Below are 14871 nucleotides of genomic sequence, written 5' to 3' on the forward strand. Positions count from 1 at the left end.
AACCTCTCCCAGGCCAGCCTGACAAAGCGCGTTGCGGAACCGGCACAGCGCCGTCTCGTCGGGCGTCTCGGCATCCAGCGCGAAGCCGCAGAAGCGCCGGAACGACACCCGGTCCAGCAAGGCCTCCTCGAGACCTGGGCCGGAAAAGCCGTACCACTGCTGCAGAAGCAAGGCCTTGAACATCGCCAGCGCCACGTAGGGCCGCCGGCCCGTCTCGCCCGGCCGCACCTTGCGGACCAGGACGGCAAGGCGGTCCCAATCGATCAAACCGGTAATCCGCTCCAGCCGCTCGATGCGCCCGAACCCCGCCGGCAGCAAAGCCTCGATGAAACTGTCCTGCGTCATGCTGATTCACCTCCGCATGAACAGAAGCGAGCCGCATCCGAAGCAAGCAGTCACGTTTCGCAGAGGTCCCGCTTGCAGGAGAGGATAGGAGTTCGCCGGGATGCTGTCCCTAAGGGAGAGCGAACTCCGCCGTCTCATACCCCTGAAGATAGAGCAGCGCCGTCAGGTCCCCGTGGTTCACCCGGAACCGCGCCTTGGCCTGAACCTGCGGCTTTGCGTGCAGCGCCACGCCCATGCCGGCGGCGCCCAGCATGGCGAGATCATTTGCGCCGTCGCCCACCGCCAGCGCATCGGCCGTTGAAATCCCCAGCCGCTCCGAGATGCGGCGCAAGGCATCGAGCTTGGCCTGCTGGCCGAGGATTGGGCTGCCTACCTCGCCCGTGAGCACACCGTCCGCCACGATCAGTCCGTTCGCCTGGTGTTCGTCGAAACCCAGCGCCTCAGCGACCTTCGACGTGAAGGGCGTGAAGCCGCCGGAGACAAGCGCGGTATAGGCGCCGTTCGCCTTCATCGTGGCGATCAGCTCTTTCCCGCCCGGCATGAAGCTGATCCGTTCACGGAGGATCGTGTCGATGATGCCGGCGTCGAGGCCCTTCAGCAGCCTTACCCGCTCCTTCAGCGCGCCCTCGAAGTCCAGCTCGCCTCTCATGGCGCGCGCCGTGATCCGCTTGATGCGGTCGCCTATCCCGGCCATCACACCGAGTTCGTCGATGCATTCCTGCTCGATCATGGTCGAGTCCATATCGGCGATCAGCAGCCGCTTGCTGCGGTTGGCCAGCGGCACGAGGTTGGCGTCGAGGGGCAGGGCGGCGATGGCCGCCAGGAAATCATCGCGCCCGGCAAAGTCCGGAACCTCCAGCGCCTCGCCCTCTGCCAGCCAGCGCGGCTCGCCTGCGCCGTGCCTGCGCAGCAGCGCCACGGCCTCCGCGCCGATTGCACCCGAGCCTGGGGCTGCTATGAGGACGAGAACGCAATCCATATGAACGCCATCAGCCAGAAACGCGCACTGCTTATTGCAGGCCCCACCGCCAGCGGCAAGTCCGCCCTGGCGCTGGAGAAGGCTGCAGCGCTGAACGGCGTGATCGTCAATGCCGATGCGCTGCAGATCTATGCCCCTTTGCGCATCCTCTCCGCCCGGCCGACGCCGGAGGAGGAGGCCCGGGCGCCCCACTGCCTCTATGGCCATGTCGGCGCGGAGCAGCCCTATTCGGTGGCGATCTGGCTCGCCGAGGCCCGCCGTCAGATGGACGCCGCGTGGGAGCAGGGCCTCCTCCCCATCATCACCGGCGGCACCGGCCTTTATTTCCGCGCCCTCGAACAGGGCCTCGCGCCGGTGCAGGAGATCCCGGTGGAGGTCCGCGCGAAATGGCGCAACTACACAGGCGATCTTCATGCCGAACTCAGCAGCCGCGATCGCGCAATGGCGGCGAAGCTGCCGCCCTCCGACCGCCAGCGCCTCGCCCGCGCGCTCGAGGTTCTGGACGCCACCGGCCGCTCGCTGCTCGACTGGCAGCGCGAGGGCCAGGACCAGGCCCCACTCGCCGGCGTCCACGTCGGACGTATTTTCATGGACGTGCCCCGCGAGGAGCTCTACGCACGCGCCGAGGCCCGCTTCGACGCGATGATGGCGGCCGGTGCACTGTATGAGGCGCGTGCGCTGATGAATCTCGACCCCATGCTGCCCGCCATGAAGGCCATCGGCCTGCCGGAGCTCATTGCCCATCTGCGCGGCGAGCTCACGCTGGAGGAGTCCGTTACACAGGCCAAGACCGCGACCCGCAACTTCATCAAGCGCCAGCTCACCTGGTGGCGCGGCCAGATGCGGCACTGGCGCTAATTCGTTTTCTCCCGCCGAAGGCACGGGAGAAGACGCAGCTCCATTGTGCCGCGACAAAACTGTCGCTATGGGGTCCTTCCAACCTTAAGTGGGAGGTCTGACGATGAAGCTTGCTGTCATCGGCGCCGGTGTCATAGGCCGTTCGGTCGCCGCGGCCTTCCATGCAGTCGGAGAACCACTGCGCCTCGTCGGCCGCCGCAAGGCCCCGCTGGCCGCCGCCGCCGCCCCGGGTGACGAGATCGTTATTGCGGATGTCAGCACGCCAGCTGGCTGCCGCAGCGCGCTCGAGGGCTGTGATGCCGCCGTCTATGCCCTGGGCCTTCCCTACACGACCGAGGCTTTCGCTGCTTATCCGCCGATGATGCTGGCCTTTGTCAGCGCGGCGCGCGAGCTTGGGGTGAAGCGGCTTCTCCTCATCAGCAATGTCTATCCCTACGGCCTGCCGCGCAGCGCCACCGTGGCGGAAGATCATCCGCGTGAGCCCATCATGCAGAAGGGCCAATACCGCAAGGAGCAGGAGGACATTCTCCTCGCCGCCGCCGCGCCCGGGATGGAGACCATTTCGCTTCGGTTGCCTGATTTCTACGGCCCCGGCGTCGAGAACAGTCTGCTCACGCTCGCCGCCAAGGCCGCCGCAACCGGGGCCACGGGCACGCTGCTCGGACCCGCCGGCACACCGCATGAATTCGTGTTCACGCCAGACGTGGGCCCGGTGGTGAAGGCACTGCTGGAACATCAAGGCCCGGTCGCCGGGGCCTATAACCTTGCCGGGGCGGGCATCATCACCCAACGCGGGCTGGCGGAGCTTCTCTACCAGGCGGCGGGCCGTCCGCCGAAACTTCGTGTCATGCCGCCCTGGCAGCAATCCCTCGCCGGCCTCTTCATGCCGGTGCTCCGTGAACTGAAGGACGTGCGCTACCTCAGCGAAACCCCGGTGCTGCTCGACGACACGAAGCTCCGCAGCCTGCTGCCGGGCCTGAGAAAGACCCCCTACGAGGAGGGCGCCAGGCTCACCGTGGCTGCCGCCGGCGCCAAGCCCACTTGACGCCGCCCGCGACGGCATTGCCTGCCGCCATCAGATCGGCGAAAAGTCTTCGTCCCTCTATGTCGTTTCTTGGCCTGGCGCGCCAGGTGGTTTGGATGTTTTTTCCAAAACCGGCTTTTTTCTCCGGACCATTCTGCGCTAGAACCGCGGCATCGAAGGAGTCCCGCCGTGCCGTGCAAGCTCTCCGTCAATGTCAACGCCATTGCCTATCTGCGCAACCGGCGCGATCTGCCGTGGCCGTCGGCGGTGGGGCTCAGCCGGCTGGCGCTGGAGGCTGGGGCTGCGGGCATCACCGTGCATCCGCGGCCCGATGAGCGGCACATCCGCGGCACCGATGTCACGGACATCAACCGGCTGCTGCGCTCCTCCTTTCCGGGCGCTGAGTTCAACATCGAGGGCTATCCGGATGAGCGCTTCCTGCGGCTGGTCGAGGCCGAGAAGCCCGATCAGGTGACGCTGGTGCCGGATGACCCCGGCCAGGCCACCTCCGACCATGGCTGGGACATGGCCGCCAACGCGGGGCTCCTCAGGGAGGCGATCGCCCGGCTGCACCGAGGCGGCATGCGGGTGTCGCTGTTCGTCGACCCCGATCCCGCCCGCCCCGCCGAGGCGAAGGCGCTGGGGGCGGACCGGGTGGAGCTGTTCACCGGCCCCTATGGCGCGGCGCTTGAACCTGAGAACGCGCGGCGCGAGCTGGGCCGCGTGGTGGCGGCGGGCGAGGCGGCGGCGCGGGCCGGGCTCGGCCTTAACGCCGGGCATGACCTGACGCGGGACAACCTCCCCGCGCTGGTGGCCGCGCTGCCCAACCTGAAGGAGGTGTCGATCGGCCATGCGGTGACGGCGGATGCACTGGCCTATGGCATGGCCGAAACGGTGCGGAAATTCCGGGCGGCGATCGGTGACGTCTGATCTCTTCACGCTTGTCTCGATCGGCGCCATCCAGCTGATGGCGGTGATCTCGCCGGGCCCCAGTTTCCTGATCACGGCGCGCACCGCCGTGGCGCAATCGCGCGCCGATGGGCTCAAAGTGGCGCTCGGCCTGGGGGCTGGAACCGCGGTGTGGTCCGCCGCCGCGCTGTTGGGCCTCAATGCCGTGTTCCACGCCCTGCCCGTCTTGTTCATGGTCATGAAGGCAGCGGGTGCGCTGTTCCTGCTCTATATCGCCTGGATGATCCTGCGCCATGCGTCCGAGCCCCTGCGGATCGACGGGCAAAGCGAGCGCCTCGCCAATCCCTTGCTGAAGGGTTTCCTCACCCAGATCTCGAATCCCAAGGTGGCGGTGTTCTTCGGATCGATTTTTATTGCCATGCTGCCCCCCGGCGTGCCGCCCTGGATGACGCCGGCGCTGATCTTTATCGTCAGCTTCAACGAGGTCTGGTGGTATTCCGCCGTGGCGCTGTTTTTCGGCTCTGACCCGGTGCGCGCTTTCTACCTCCGGGCCAAGGTGTGGATCGACCGGATCACCGGCCTGTTCCTTGGCGCGCTGGGCCTCCGTCTGCTGTGGACGGCGCGCGAGGCGCTCTAACAGGCTGCTGAAAAACCTTCGATTTTGGGGTTGTGATATGATTCACTCTTGATTGTTAACGGGAGTGATTTGGCATGCGGGGCAGCGATGACCGGACTGAGGAGATGTTCTCCTGTATTCCGCTGGAGAAGCGGGTGCCTGCCGATCATCCTCTACGGGCAATCTGGGTCCTGGTCGATGAGGTTCTGAAAGGTTTGTCCTGTCAGTTCTCGAAGCTCTATTCGCATACCGGACGTCCGTCGATCCCGCCTGAGTATCTTCTGAGGGCCTCGCTGCTGCAGGCCTTCTTCACGGTGCGGCCGGAACGCCAGCTGATGGAGCAGATCGACGACAATCTGCTGTACCGCTGGTTTGTGGGGCTTCCGGCGGACGGCGCTGTCTGGGACGCCACGGTGTTTTCCAAGAACCGTGAGCGCCTGATGCAGGCCGATGTGGCCAGGGCCTTCATGAGCCAGCTGCTGAACCTGCCGCGGGTCAGGGGGCTTCTGTCATCCGGGCACTTCCCGGTGGATGGCACGCTGGTCGATGCCTGGGCCTCGATGAAGAGCTTCCAGCCCCGGGATGGCGCGGGCGAGCCGCCCTGCCCCGGGAGGAACGGCGAGCGCGACTTCCATAAGGAGAAGCGCTCCAACGCGACGCATGCCTCGACCACCGATCCGGATGCGCGGCTGTTCCGCAAGGGAAATGGCCAGGCGAGCCGCCTGTGCTTCATGGGCCATGCACTCATGGAGAACAGGAACGGCCTGATCGTCGACTGCGAACTGACCAGGGCCACGGGCACAGCCGGGCGCGAGGCCGCCCTCGCCATGATCGGGCGCAGCCGCAAGACCGCCAACAGGACGGTGCGCGGGACCCGCGTGACGCTCGGCGCCGGCAAGGGCTTCGACGCGGAGGACTTTGTGCTCAAGCTCAAGGAGCAGAATGTGACGCCGCATATCGCCATCAATGCCAGAACCTACGCGTCGGGCAAAATCCGCAAGACCGCCGTCGATGGCCGCACCACCAGACACGAGGGATATGCCATCAGCCAGCGCTGCCGCAAACGCATCGAGGAGAGCTTCGGCTGGGCCAAGACCATCGGCGGCGCTGCCAGGCTCAAAGTCAGGGGGCTCGCCCGGGCAAACGCTGTCTTCACGCTCCAGATGATCGCCTACAATCTCGTCAGAATACCAAAGCTATTGGCAAATGCCGCCTGACCGGCATATCGCCAGCGCCGCAATGCCCCATCATCCGCAACACAACGGGGCCGCAGCACCAGAACTACTCATCCACAGAAGCAAGAACACCAAGACCGGAGCTCGATTGTGGGTTTTTCAGCAGCCTGCTAAGAAGATGGAGTTGACAAACTGGACGCGATTAAAGAACGGCGGACTATTCCGTGGTGATTGACTTCAAGAAGGGCAGGTCGTCGAAGCTGACCCAACGATAGGCGACCTGGCCATAGATGACGGCGAAGACGATGGCGGAGAGAATGGTTGTCGCCAGCACCTTGCGCCAAAGCATTGGCCTCACGGGCGCGCCATGCTCGTTGCCCTGCTCCACCGTTTCGCCCGATTCATGGGCGTTCTTCACGCCCCAGGGCAGCACGATGAAGAGGCAGACCCACCAGGTGATGAAATAAATGGCGACGGCACTGCCGAACTTCATGACTGCTCCAGTTCGACGAGCGTGCCGCAGAAATCTTTGGGGTGGAGGAACAGCACCGGATTGCCGTGGGCGCCGGTTTTCGGGTTTCCGTCGCCCAGCACGCGGGCCCCTTGCGCTTTCAGATGATCGCGCGCCGCGAGGATATCGGCCACCTCGTAGCAGACATGGTGGATGCCGCCCGCCGGGTTCTTCTCCAGAAAGGCCTTGATCGGCGAATTCTCGCCCAGCGGCTGCAGAAGCTCGATTTTGGTGTTTGGGAGTTCGACGAAAACCACGGTCACGCCATGCGCGGGCTCGGCTTGGGGGGCGGACACCTGGGCGCCCAGCATGGCGCGGTAGACCTCGCTTGCCCTCACAAGATCGGGCACGGCGATGGCCACATGGTTCAGACGTCCGAGCATGGCGAAACCCTCCTGTCGGGAGCTATCTACGGGCAAGCCCTCCGGGGCTCAATGCGGCGTTTCGGCCAGTTTCCGGATGATCCATTCCTGCTGCTCCGGCAGGCGCATGCCGCGGGGCTCGAAGATGTGGCGCTCGAGGAAGAAAGCGGCGAGCTTCAGGCCATCGATGATGTCGGTGGCGGTGGCCGCGCCGCTGCCCTTAAGGAAGGGCGGCAGGCGGAACAGTCTGTCCCGGAAAGGTTCGCCCGCCTGCTCCGAGACGGCCTTGCCGCTGCGGGGCGAGACATAGGCAAGGTTCTCCTTCGAGCCGGTGGCGGCGCATTTGGAAAGGTCGAGGCCGAAGCCCAGCTCATCCAGCAAACCCATTTCCCAGCGCACCAGCAGGGCAGGCCAGACATGGTCCTGGTTGATCGCCTCCAGCACGACACGCAATGCCTCGTAGACGCGCGGGTGCGGCTCGCGCTCTGGCAGGAGCTGGGACAGTTCGGCAAGCGTGGCCAGCCCTGCGAGGCGGAAGGGCTCTTCCATAATGGCGCCGGCGCGGAGGTCCAAGGGTTCCAGCGTGAAGGTGCCAAGCTGGTCCTCCAGCCGCGCCCGCCACACGGCCTGAATGGCATTGCCGGCCTGCAGCACCGGGCGCAGCTGGCGGGAGCGGCCGCCGCGCACCAGGCCCATGACGCGGCCATGCCCTGCCGTGAGAATTTCGGCAATCGAACTGGTTTCGCCATGGCGGCGGACCGACAGGATGACGCCCTCGTCGCGCCATTCCATGGCCTAGACGTCAAGGCCCATGTTGCGCAGGCGCTCTTTGTCCTCCGCCCAGTTCTCCCGCACTTTGACGAACAGGAAAAGATGGACCTTGCGGCCGAACTGCCGCTCCATCTCCTCCCTCGCCTTCTGGCCGAGGAGCTTGATGGTCTGGCCGCCCCTGCCGAGCACGATGGCCTTCTGGCTGTCGCGCTGGACGTAGATCACCTGGCCGATCTTGACGGAGCCGTTCTTCTGCTCCTCCCAGCTTTCGGTCTCGACGGTGGAGGCATAGGGAAGCTCTTCGTGGAGCCGCTCGTAGATCACCTCGCGCGTCATCTCGGCCGCCATGAAGCGGAGCTGCACATCGGCCACCTGGTCTTCCGGATAGAGCCACGGGCCCTCCGGCATCTTGGCCGCGAGGTATTTGAGCAGGTCCTGCGTGCCGGAGCCATTGAGCGCGCTCACCATGAAGGTCTGCTCGAAGGGATAGGCGGCGTTGAATTCGGCCGCGACCTCCAGCAGCCGCTCGCGCGGCATGAGGTCGATCTTGTTGATGACGAGAATGGCTTTGGTCCTGGTTTGCGCGAGATGGGCGATGATCTCCTTCGCCTCGCCGGTGAGGCCCGGGCGGCCGTCGATGAGGAGGACGACGGCATAGGCATCCCCGGCGCCGCCCCAGGCGTTTTCGACCATGGCGCGGTCGAGCGTGCGCTTCGGTTTGAAGATGCCGGGCGTATCGACCAGAACGATCTGGGCATTGCCTTCGATCGCGATGGCGCGGATGCGCGCCCTGGTCGTCTGCACCTTGTGGCTGACGATCGACACCTTGGAGCCGGTGAGCTGGTTGACAAGCGTCGACTTGCCCGCATTGGGCGCGCCGACGATGGCGCAGAAGCCGGCCCGCGTCGGGCCATCAGGCTGCTTCACGTCTTCGCTCATGGCCTGATCCCTTCGCGTTTCAGAAACTGTTCGGCGGCGTCCATCTCGGCGGCGCGTTTGCTCTTGGCGGTGCCCTGCTGGGCGGGTTTGTCCCGCACCTCGACGGCCACGACGAAGACGGGCTCATGTTCCGGGCCTTCGCGGCTGACGACCGTGTAGTTCGGAATCGGCAGCGCGCGGGCCAGCGCCCATTCCTGCAGGAAGGTTTTGGGGTCCTTCGCCGCCGCCTTGGGCGCCTTGAGTTGAACGTCCCAGCAGCGCAGCACGAAGGCGCGCGCCTGCTCGAGGCCGCCATCGAGATAGATCGCCGCAACCAGGGCTTCCATGGCATCGCCCAGCACGGTGCGGTTCTGGTTCATGCCCTTGGCGCGCTCGCCGGAGCCGATGATGACGAGTTCCGGGAGACCGATCATGGCGCCGGCCTCGGCACAGGCCTCGGAGCGCACCAGGCTGCTCAGCACATGGGTGAGCTGGCCCTCGCCGTCCTTAGGGTGGTTCAGGAACAGGTGTTCGGCGATGACAAGGCCCAGCACGCGGTCGCCGAGGAATTCCAGGCGCTGATAGTCGCCCTTGTGCTTCTGGGTGGAGCCGTGGGTCAGCGCCTCGGTGAGCAAGGCCTCGTTCGAGAAGCGATAGCCGAGCCGCTCCGCGATTTCGTCCAGCCTGGCCGGTGTGAAACTGCTCAAGGCCTTCTCAGATCAGCGTGAAGAAGCGGTTCCAGCGGATGGCGAAGGGCCAGTCCCACACCCGCCACAGGCCGGTATCGGGCGTAATCGAGAAGAAGATGATGTCGGCACGGCCGACGAAATTCTCCAGCGGCACGTAACCTACCTTCGGATAGCGCGAATCCTGCGAGTTGTCGCGGTTGTCGCCCATCATGAAATAGTGGCCGGGCGGCACGATGTATTCGTCCGTGTTGTCGGCGTCCCCCTCCGGCTGGGTATCGAGCACGCGGTACTGCACGCCGTTCGGCAGCGTTTCGAGGAACTGCGGCACCGGCCTCTGGAGACCTCGCTCCGAGGCATCCTGAAAATCTTCGATCCGCTCCTTCTTGACCGCTTGGCCGTTGATGTGGAGCACGCCGCCACGCACCTGGATACGGTCGCCCGGCAGGCCGATTACCCGCTTGATATAGTCGATGCCGATATCGGATGGCAGCTTGAACACCGCGACGTCGCCGCGCTTCGGGGTATCCGCCCACACGATGCGGCCGGGGAAGTCCAGGTTGCAGCACGACACGATTTCGTTGCCGAAGATGCCAAGGGAGAAATTGAATGAATATCTTCCGTAACCGTAAGAAAGTTTCGAAACGAACAGATAATCCCCCACTTTCAACGTCGGATACATGGACGCCGAGGGGATGTTGAACGGCTGAAAGAGGAAGGTCCGGACCACGAAGGCGATCAGCAGCGCCTGGATGATGACCTTGACGGTTTCCCACAAACCGTCCTCTGACTTGCGCCGCGTGTCCTGTGCCGCCGCCATCTGGTGGTCTTTCTGATGCAAATTGCCTGGCCATCACGCGCCGGGCGTTCTGATCTCCGGCTATAAACCGTTTCCCGAAGCGGATGCAACGCAGCCACGCTCAAGCAGGTCTACTGTTGCCAAATAGTGACAGTAGGAGGCGGTTTCCAGTACCAAACAGACCTCTGCCGTCACCCCGGAAGCGCCTCGATCATCACGACGGCGTGGGCATAGGGAAAATCGTCGGTGATGGTGAGGTGAATTCGCACCGTGTGGCCGGGCGGCGCCAGCGAATCGAGTTGGGCTTTCGCCCCGCCGGTCAGCACCATGGTGGGCTTGCCCGAGGGCTCGTTGTCGACGCCCATGTCCTTCCAGAACACTCCTTTGCGGAAGCCCGTGCCCAGCGCCTTGGAGCAGGCCTCCTTGGCGGCGAAGCGCTTGGCATAGGAGGCCGCGCGCTGGGCGCGCTTCTCGGACTTGGCGATCTCGACATCGGTGAAGATGCGGTCGATGAAGCGCGGACCGAAACGGGTGAGCGTTTCCTCGATGCGGCGGATGTCGATCACATCATTGCCAAGCCCCATGATCATTTGAGGCCACGGCTCCCTGGCTTGATGGCCGGAATGGCGGCGAGTTCAGGGGGCAGCTTGTCCGCCGGATAGGCCGGAATGTCGAGGCGGGCCAGGGCCGCCAGCGGCACGCCGATGTCGGCCTTCCCGCCCGAGCGGTCGATGAGGCAGGCGGCGCCCACCGTGATGCCCCCCTCCTCATCGATGCCCTTGATGCACTCGCGTGAGGACAGTCCCGTGGTGACGATGTCCTCCACCATCACCACGCGCGCGCCCTTCGCGATGTTGAAGCCGCGGCGCAGCGTGAGCTTGCCATCGACGCGTTCGAAGAAGATCGCCGGCGCGCCGAGCTGGCGGCCCATCTCGTAACCCACGACGACGCCGCCCATGGCGGGCGAGGCGACGAGGTCGATGTGGCCCGTCACCAGTTGGCGCACCTGCTCCGCCAGCACGGCGCAGAGGCGCGCCGCGCGCTGCGGGTCCATCAGCACGCGGGCACATTGCAGGTAGCGGTTGGAGTGGAGGCCGGAGGACAGGATGAAGTGCCCCTCCAGCAGCGCGCCGGCGGCGCGGAATTCGTCCAGAACCTCGTCCTGCGTCATTCGTCCCTACCCTGTCTTGCGGCTCACGTCGCTGACGGCGGGCTTGCCGCGCAACGACGTCATGATTTCGTTCAAGTGCTTGAGATCATGCACCTCGAGCGTGATGTCGACGTCGTAGAAATCCTTGGCGCCCTCGCGCGCCACCATGGTCAGGGCATCGATGTTGCCACCCAGGTCGCTGATCGCCTGCGTCATCTGGGCGAGCGAGCCGACCTCGTTGAGGATGGTGACGGTGAGGCGCGCCGGGAAACGCTGCTCCTCCGCACCCGTGTCCCAGGCGAGGTCGACCCAGCGCTCCGGCTGGTTGTCGAACTGCTCCAGCGCCCTGGCGAAAATGGGGTAGATGGTGATCCCCTCCCCGGGCGTGAGAATGCCGACGATGCGCTCGCCCGGCACGGCGCCCGTCTCCGGCGAGATTTTCAAGGCCGTGGTGCGGGCGACGCCGCGAACCGGAACGGAAAGGTCGGGATCGTTCTTCTTCGCGGGCGACTTGCGGCGCAGTTCTTTCAGCTTCGTATCGTCAATGGTGTGGCCCATGGCCTTCAGCATGTCGATGGCGGAAAGCTCGCCGCGGCCGATGGCGGCCATCGCATCGTCGACATTCTTGAGGCCGACACGGGCGATGGCGGCGGCCATCTCCTTCGGCACATAGGTCTTGCCGATCTTGGCCAGCATTTTCTGCACGATCTCGTGCCCCAGCCCCGCGAACTGCTTGCGCGCCGCGGCGCGCGTGGCGCGGCGGATGGCGGCGCGCGCCTTGCCGGTGACCGCGAGACCCTCCCAGGCGGCGGGCGGCGTCTGGGCTTCGGATCGGATGATCTCCACCTCGTCGCCATTCTGCAATTCGGTGACCAGCGGCGCGTGGCTGCCATTGACTTTGGCGCCCACGCAAGAGTCGCCCACGGAGGTGTGGACCGCATAGGCGAAGTCGATGGGCGTGGCGCCCTTCGGCAGCGCAATGAGCTTGCCCTTGGGCGTGAAGCAGAAGACCTGGTCGTGGAACAGCTCGAGCTTCGTATGCTCGAGGAATTCGCGCGGGGACTCGCCCTCCTGCAGCATTTCGACGAGGTGGCGCAGCCAGCGGTAGGCATTGCTCTCGGCGGCAGGCGCCTTGAAGCCGTCGAGCGCCTCCTTGGCGTCAGGCGCGTCCTTGTAGATGGCATGGGCGGCCACACCGCGCTCCGCAATCTCGTGCATCAGGCGCGTCCGGATCTGCATCTCGACGCGCATGTGGTGGGGGCCGATGACGGTGGTGTGGATCGAGCGGTAGTCGTTCTGCTTCGGCGTCGAGATATAGTCCTTGAAGCGGCCCGGCACGGCTCTGTAAGTGCGGTGGATGATGCCCAGCGCGCGGTAGCTCTGGTCCACCGTGCCGACGATGACGCGGAAGCCGAAGATGTCCGAGAGCTGGCCCAATGACAGGAGCTTGCGCTCCATCTTGCGGAAGATGGAATAGGGGCGTTTCTCGCGGCCATAGACTTCGGCCTTGATACCGTTTTCGGCAAGCTTCTGGGTAAGTTCCTGTTCGATCGATTTCAGGATGCCGCCGGATTCGGCGTGGAGCTTGGCGAGGCGGTCAATGACGATCTTGCAGGCCTCGGGATTCAGCACCTTGAAGGCAATGTCCTCAAGCTCGTCCCTCACCGCCTGCATGCCCATGCGGCCGGCGAGCGGGGCATAGATGTCCATCGTCTCCTGGGCGATCCTCACGCGCTTCTCAGGTTTCACATGTTCCAGCGTGCGCATATTGTGCAGCCGGTCGGCGAGCTTCACCAGCAGCACGCGCACGTCGCGCGACATGGCGAGCAGCAGCTTCCTCAGGTTCTCCGCCTGGGCCGCTTCCTTGGTGACGAGGTCGAGCTTGGCGATCTTGGTCAGGCCGTCGACGAGGGAGGCGATCTCAGGGCCGAACTTCTCCTCGATTTCCTGCTCGGTGGCTTCGGTGTCCTCCACCGTATCGTGCAGGAGGGCGGCGGCGATGGTGGCCGAGTCGAGCTTCATCTCGGTGAGGATGGCGGCGACTTCGAGCGGGTGATTGAAATAGGCCTCGCCGGAGGCCCGCTTCTGGTTGCCATGGGCCTTCATGGCATAGACATAGGCTCGGTTGAGGAGGTCCTCATCCGCATCAGGGTCGTATTTCGTGACCCGCTCCACAAGCTCGTACTGACGCATCATCGGCGCGATCTTAACGCGGATTGCCTGTTTGGCGAGTGGCGTTTGGCCGCCATGCCGAGTTTGCGCACCGCGCATGAAGAAGGCCGAACCCCGGGGACTGGCCTCCCGAACCGATATGAACGGGAGCTCAGTAGCCGTTGCGCTGGCTGCCGGGGCTTTCCGCGGGGGGCATTCCCTCGAGGCCGCGGAGCAGGTCTTCCTCGGTCATGCGCTCCATTTCGGGCGCGTCCTCGTCGGCGGCGTCGTCTACGATGCTCATGTCGCCCGACTGCTGGATGAGCGGCACTTCGGTGGCTTCCGGCTCGTCCACTTCCACATGCTTCTGCATGGAGTGGATGTATTCCTCGCGCAGGTCCTCCGGCACGATGGTCTCGTCCGCGATCTCGCGCAGGGCAACGACGGGGTTCTTGTCGTTGTCGCGCTCGACAGTGATCGGCGCACCCTGCGAAATCAGGCGGGCGCGGTGGGCGGCCAGAAGCACGAGTTCGAAGCGGTTGGGGAGCTTGTCGATGCAGTCTTCAACGGTGACGCGCGCCATGGGGCTCGTGCACTCCTTTTGAATGAGCGGGAATACCGGCCTCATAAGTGGGTTTTGAGGCCAAATCAAGCCCGTGCTTGGTTCATCACGGCCCTTAATCCGGATTAACGGGGCTTTGCGGTGACCTGGAGCATCTTTCGCTGCGCAAGCGGTTCCGCTTGCCCGCGCGATGCTGCGGGGCGCGTCATTGGGCGGGCGGGGATCAGGACTGGCGCTGCGTCCTGATCCCCGCCCGGTTTACGCGACCGGCGGGTCACTTCACCGTTTCGGCATCGGTCCAGATGCTCACGACCTGGGCGCCCTTGGTGAATATGTGGAGGTCGAGGCCTATGGCGGTGCCGAGGCCGGTCGCCGGGTCGATGGCGGCGCTGCCCCAGATGGCGTTGGCGGACGCCGCCTCTGCCGCCTTAAGCCTCACCGCGCCGGCGGGCAGCGCCGTGCCCGGAGCGACGTTGAGGAGGGTGGGTCCGCGCGTCCAGCCATTGCCCATGAAGTCGAGCGTGTCGGCCCCGCCGCCCAGCAGCGCCAGGAACACGTTGGCGTCGCCGCCCGCCCCGTTGCTCGACTGCGCGGCGATCTCGTCGAGGTTCACGATCACCGTCTGCGCCGCCGTGCCGGACTGCGGCACGGCCACCGCCTCGAGGTTGGCGATCCGCGCGCCCGTGGTGTCGATGGTGGCCGCCCCGGTCACCCGGAAGGCGTCGAAGCCGCCGCCGCCATCGACCACGGTGGTCGTGCCGGCGATGTCGGCGGCGTCGAACACGAAGGTATCGTTGCCGGCCCCGCCGGTCAGCCGGTCCGCCCCCGCGCCGCCGTCGAGGGTGTCGTTGCCCGCGCCGCCGTCCAGCATGTTGGCGGCGCCGTTGCCGGTGAGCGTGTTGGCGACCGCGTTGCCCGTGCCGTTGATCGCCGCCGTGCCGGTGAGCACGAGGGTCTCGAGGTTCGCCCCCAGCGTATAGGTCGCCGAGGAGCGCACCGTGTCCGTACCCCCGTTCGCCGCCTCGGTGATCGTGTCGCCGCCGTCGGTGATGTAG

17 protein-coding genes and 1 pseudogene are annotated in these 14871 nt (G+C 65.4%); 5 read left to right on the plus strand and 13 right to left on the minus strand.

Features of this window, described 5'->3' with window-relative positions; genetic code table 11:
* Both IOC82_RS14970 and serB read right to left on the minus strand, forming a co-directional pair.
* Positions 1–345 (minus strand): transposase (locus tag IOC82_RS14970; RefSeq protein ID WP_290547013.1); only part of this gene is annotated, 345 nt, incomplete at its 3' end.
* A 109-nt stretch (positions 346–454) separates the two neighbouring features.
* Positions 455–1324, minus strand: coding sequence for a phosphoserine phosphatase SerB (gene serB / locus IOC82_RS14975; RefSeq protein WP_290547014.1), 870 nt, complete (start codon positions 1322–1324; stop codon positions 455–457).
* Here serB and miaA point away from each other — a divergent pair, their 5' ends adjacent.
* The 5 genes from miaA to IOC82_RS15000 all read left to right on the plus strand — a co-directional run bounded on the left by miaA (position 1325) and on the right by IOC82_RS15000 (position 5948).
* Entirely contained in the window at positions 1325–2182 is an 858-nt protein-coding gene (miaA, locus tag IOC82_RS14980) for a tRNA (adenosine(37)-N6)-dimethylallyltransferase MiaA (RefSeq protein WP_290547015.1), read from the plus strand. It abuts the gene before it with no gap.
* Between the two features lie 103 nt (positions 2183–2285).
* Complete coding sequence (locus tag IOC82_RS14985) at positions 2286–3227, plus strand: NAD-dependent epimerase/dehydratase family protein (RefSeq protein ID WP_290547016.1); 942 nt, start codon at positions 2286–2288, stop codon at positions 3225–3227.
* 168 nt (positions 3228–3395) lie between these two features.
* The gene (locus IOC82_RS14990) at positions 3396–4136 is read left to right on the plus strand and encodes a pyridoxine 5'-phosphate synthase (protein WP_290547017.1); all 741 of its coding nucleotides are present in this window, start codon (positions 3396–3398) and stop codon (positions 4134–4136) included.
* Positions 4126–4752, plus strand: a complete 627-nt coding sequence (locus tag IOC82_RS14995; RefSeq protein ID WP_290547018.1) for a LysE family translocator — start codon at positions 4126–4128, stop codon at positions 4750–4752. Before IOC82_RS14990 ends, IOC82_RS14995 begins: the two co-directional genes overlap by 11 nt.
* A 74-nt stretch (positions 4753–4826) precedes the next feature.
* Positions 4827–5948, plus strand: coding sequence for an IS5 family transposase (locus IOC82_RS15000; RefSeq protein WP_290547019.1), 1122 nt, complete (start codon positions 4827–4829; stop codon positions 5946–5948).
* A 175-nt stretch (positions 5949–6123) separates the two neighbouring features.
* Here the strand turns inward: IOC82_RS15000 and IOC82_RS15005 are convergent, their stop codons facing one another.
* The 11 genes and pseudogenes from IOC82_RS15005 to IOC82_RS15055 all read right to left on the minus strand — a co-directional run.
* Complete coding sequence (locus IOC82_RS15005) at positions 6124–6399, minus strand: DUF1467 family protein (protein ID WP_290547020.1); 276 nt, start codon at positions 6397–6399, stop codon at positions 6124–6126.
* The gene (gene mce / locus IOC82_RS15010; protein ID WP_290547021.1) at positions 6396–6800 is read right to left on the minus strand and encodes a methylmalonyl-CoA epimerase; all 405 of its coding nucleotides are present in this window, start codon (positions 6798–6800) and stop codon (positions 6396–6398) included. The genes IOC82_RS15005 and mce overlap by 4 nt, the downstream gene beginning before the upstream one ends.
* A 48-nt stretch (positions 6801–6848) precedes the next feature.
* Positions 6849–7571, minus strand: coding sequence for a DNA repair protein RecO (recO, locus tag IOC82_RS15015; RefSeq protein ID WP_290547022.1), 723 nt, complete (start codon positions 7569–7571; stop codon positions 6849–6851).
* 3 nt (positions 7572–7574) lie between these two features.
* The gene (era, locus tag IOC82_RS15020) at positions 7575–8489 is read right to left on the minus strand and encodes a GTPase Era (protein ID WP_290547023.1); all 915 of its coding nucleotides are present in this window, start codon (positions 8487–8489) and stop codon (positions 7575–7577) included.
* Positions 8486–9175 carry a ribonuclease III gene (gene rnc, locus IOC82_RS15025; protein ID WP_290547024.1) on the minus strand — a complete coding sequence of 230 codons (690 nt, stop codon included), beginning with the start codon at positions 9173–9175 and terminating at the stop codon, positions 8486–8488. The genes era and rnc overlap by 4 nt, the downstream gene beginning before the upstream one ends.
* 7 nt (positions 9176–9182) lie before the next feature.
* Positions 9183–9974, minus strand: a complete 792-nt coding sequence (lepB, locus tag IOC82_RS15030) for a signal peptidase I (RefSeq protein ID WP_290547025.1) — start codon at positions 9972–9974, stop codon at positions 9183–9185.
* Between the two features lie 170 nt (positions 9975–10144).
* Positions 10145–10543 (minus strand): holo-ACP synthase, encoded by a 399-nt coding sequence (acpS, locus tag IOC82_RS15035; RefSeq protein WP_290547026.1) that lies wholly within the window; start codon positions 10541–10543, stop codon positions 10145–10147.
* Positions 10540–11124 carry an orotate phosphoribosyltransferase gene (pyrE, locus tag IOC82_RS15040; protein WP_290547027.1) on the minus strand — a complete coding sequence of 195 codons (585 nt, stop codon included), beginning with the start codon at positions 11122–11124 and terminating at the stop codon, positions 10540–10542. The genes acpS and pyrE overlap by 4 nt, the downstream gene beginning before the upstream one ends.
* A gap of 6 nt (positions 11125–11130) precedes the next feature.
* The gene (locus tag IOC82_RS15045; RefSeq protein WP_290547028.1) at positions 11131–13299 is read right to left on the minus strand and encodes a bifunctional (p)ppGpp synthetase/guanosine-3',5'-bis(diphosphate) 3'-pyrophosphohydrolase; all 2169 of its coding nucleotides are present in this window, start codon (positions 13297–13299) and stop codon (positions 11131–11133) included.
* A 127-nt stretch (positions 13300–13426) separates the two neighbouring features.
* A complete protein-coding gene (gene rpoZ, locus IOC82_RS15050; protein WP_290547029.1) occupies positions 13427–13837 on the minus strand; it encodes a DNA-directed RNA polymerase subunit omega in 411 nt (136 codons plus the stop codon).
* A gap of 253 nt (positions 13838–14090) precedes the next feature.
* Positions 14091–14871 (minus strand): annotated as a pseudogene (locus IOC82_RS15055) (hypothetical protein); the annotation flags it as partial.

Origin of the sequence: Aestuariivirga sp., assembly GCF_020252395.1 — a bacterium.
Lineage (GTDB): Bacteria > Pseudomonadota > Alphaproteobacteria > Rhizobiales > Aestuariivirgaceae > Aestuariivirga.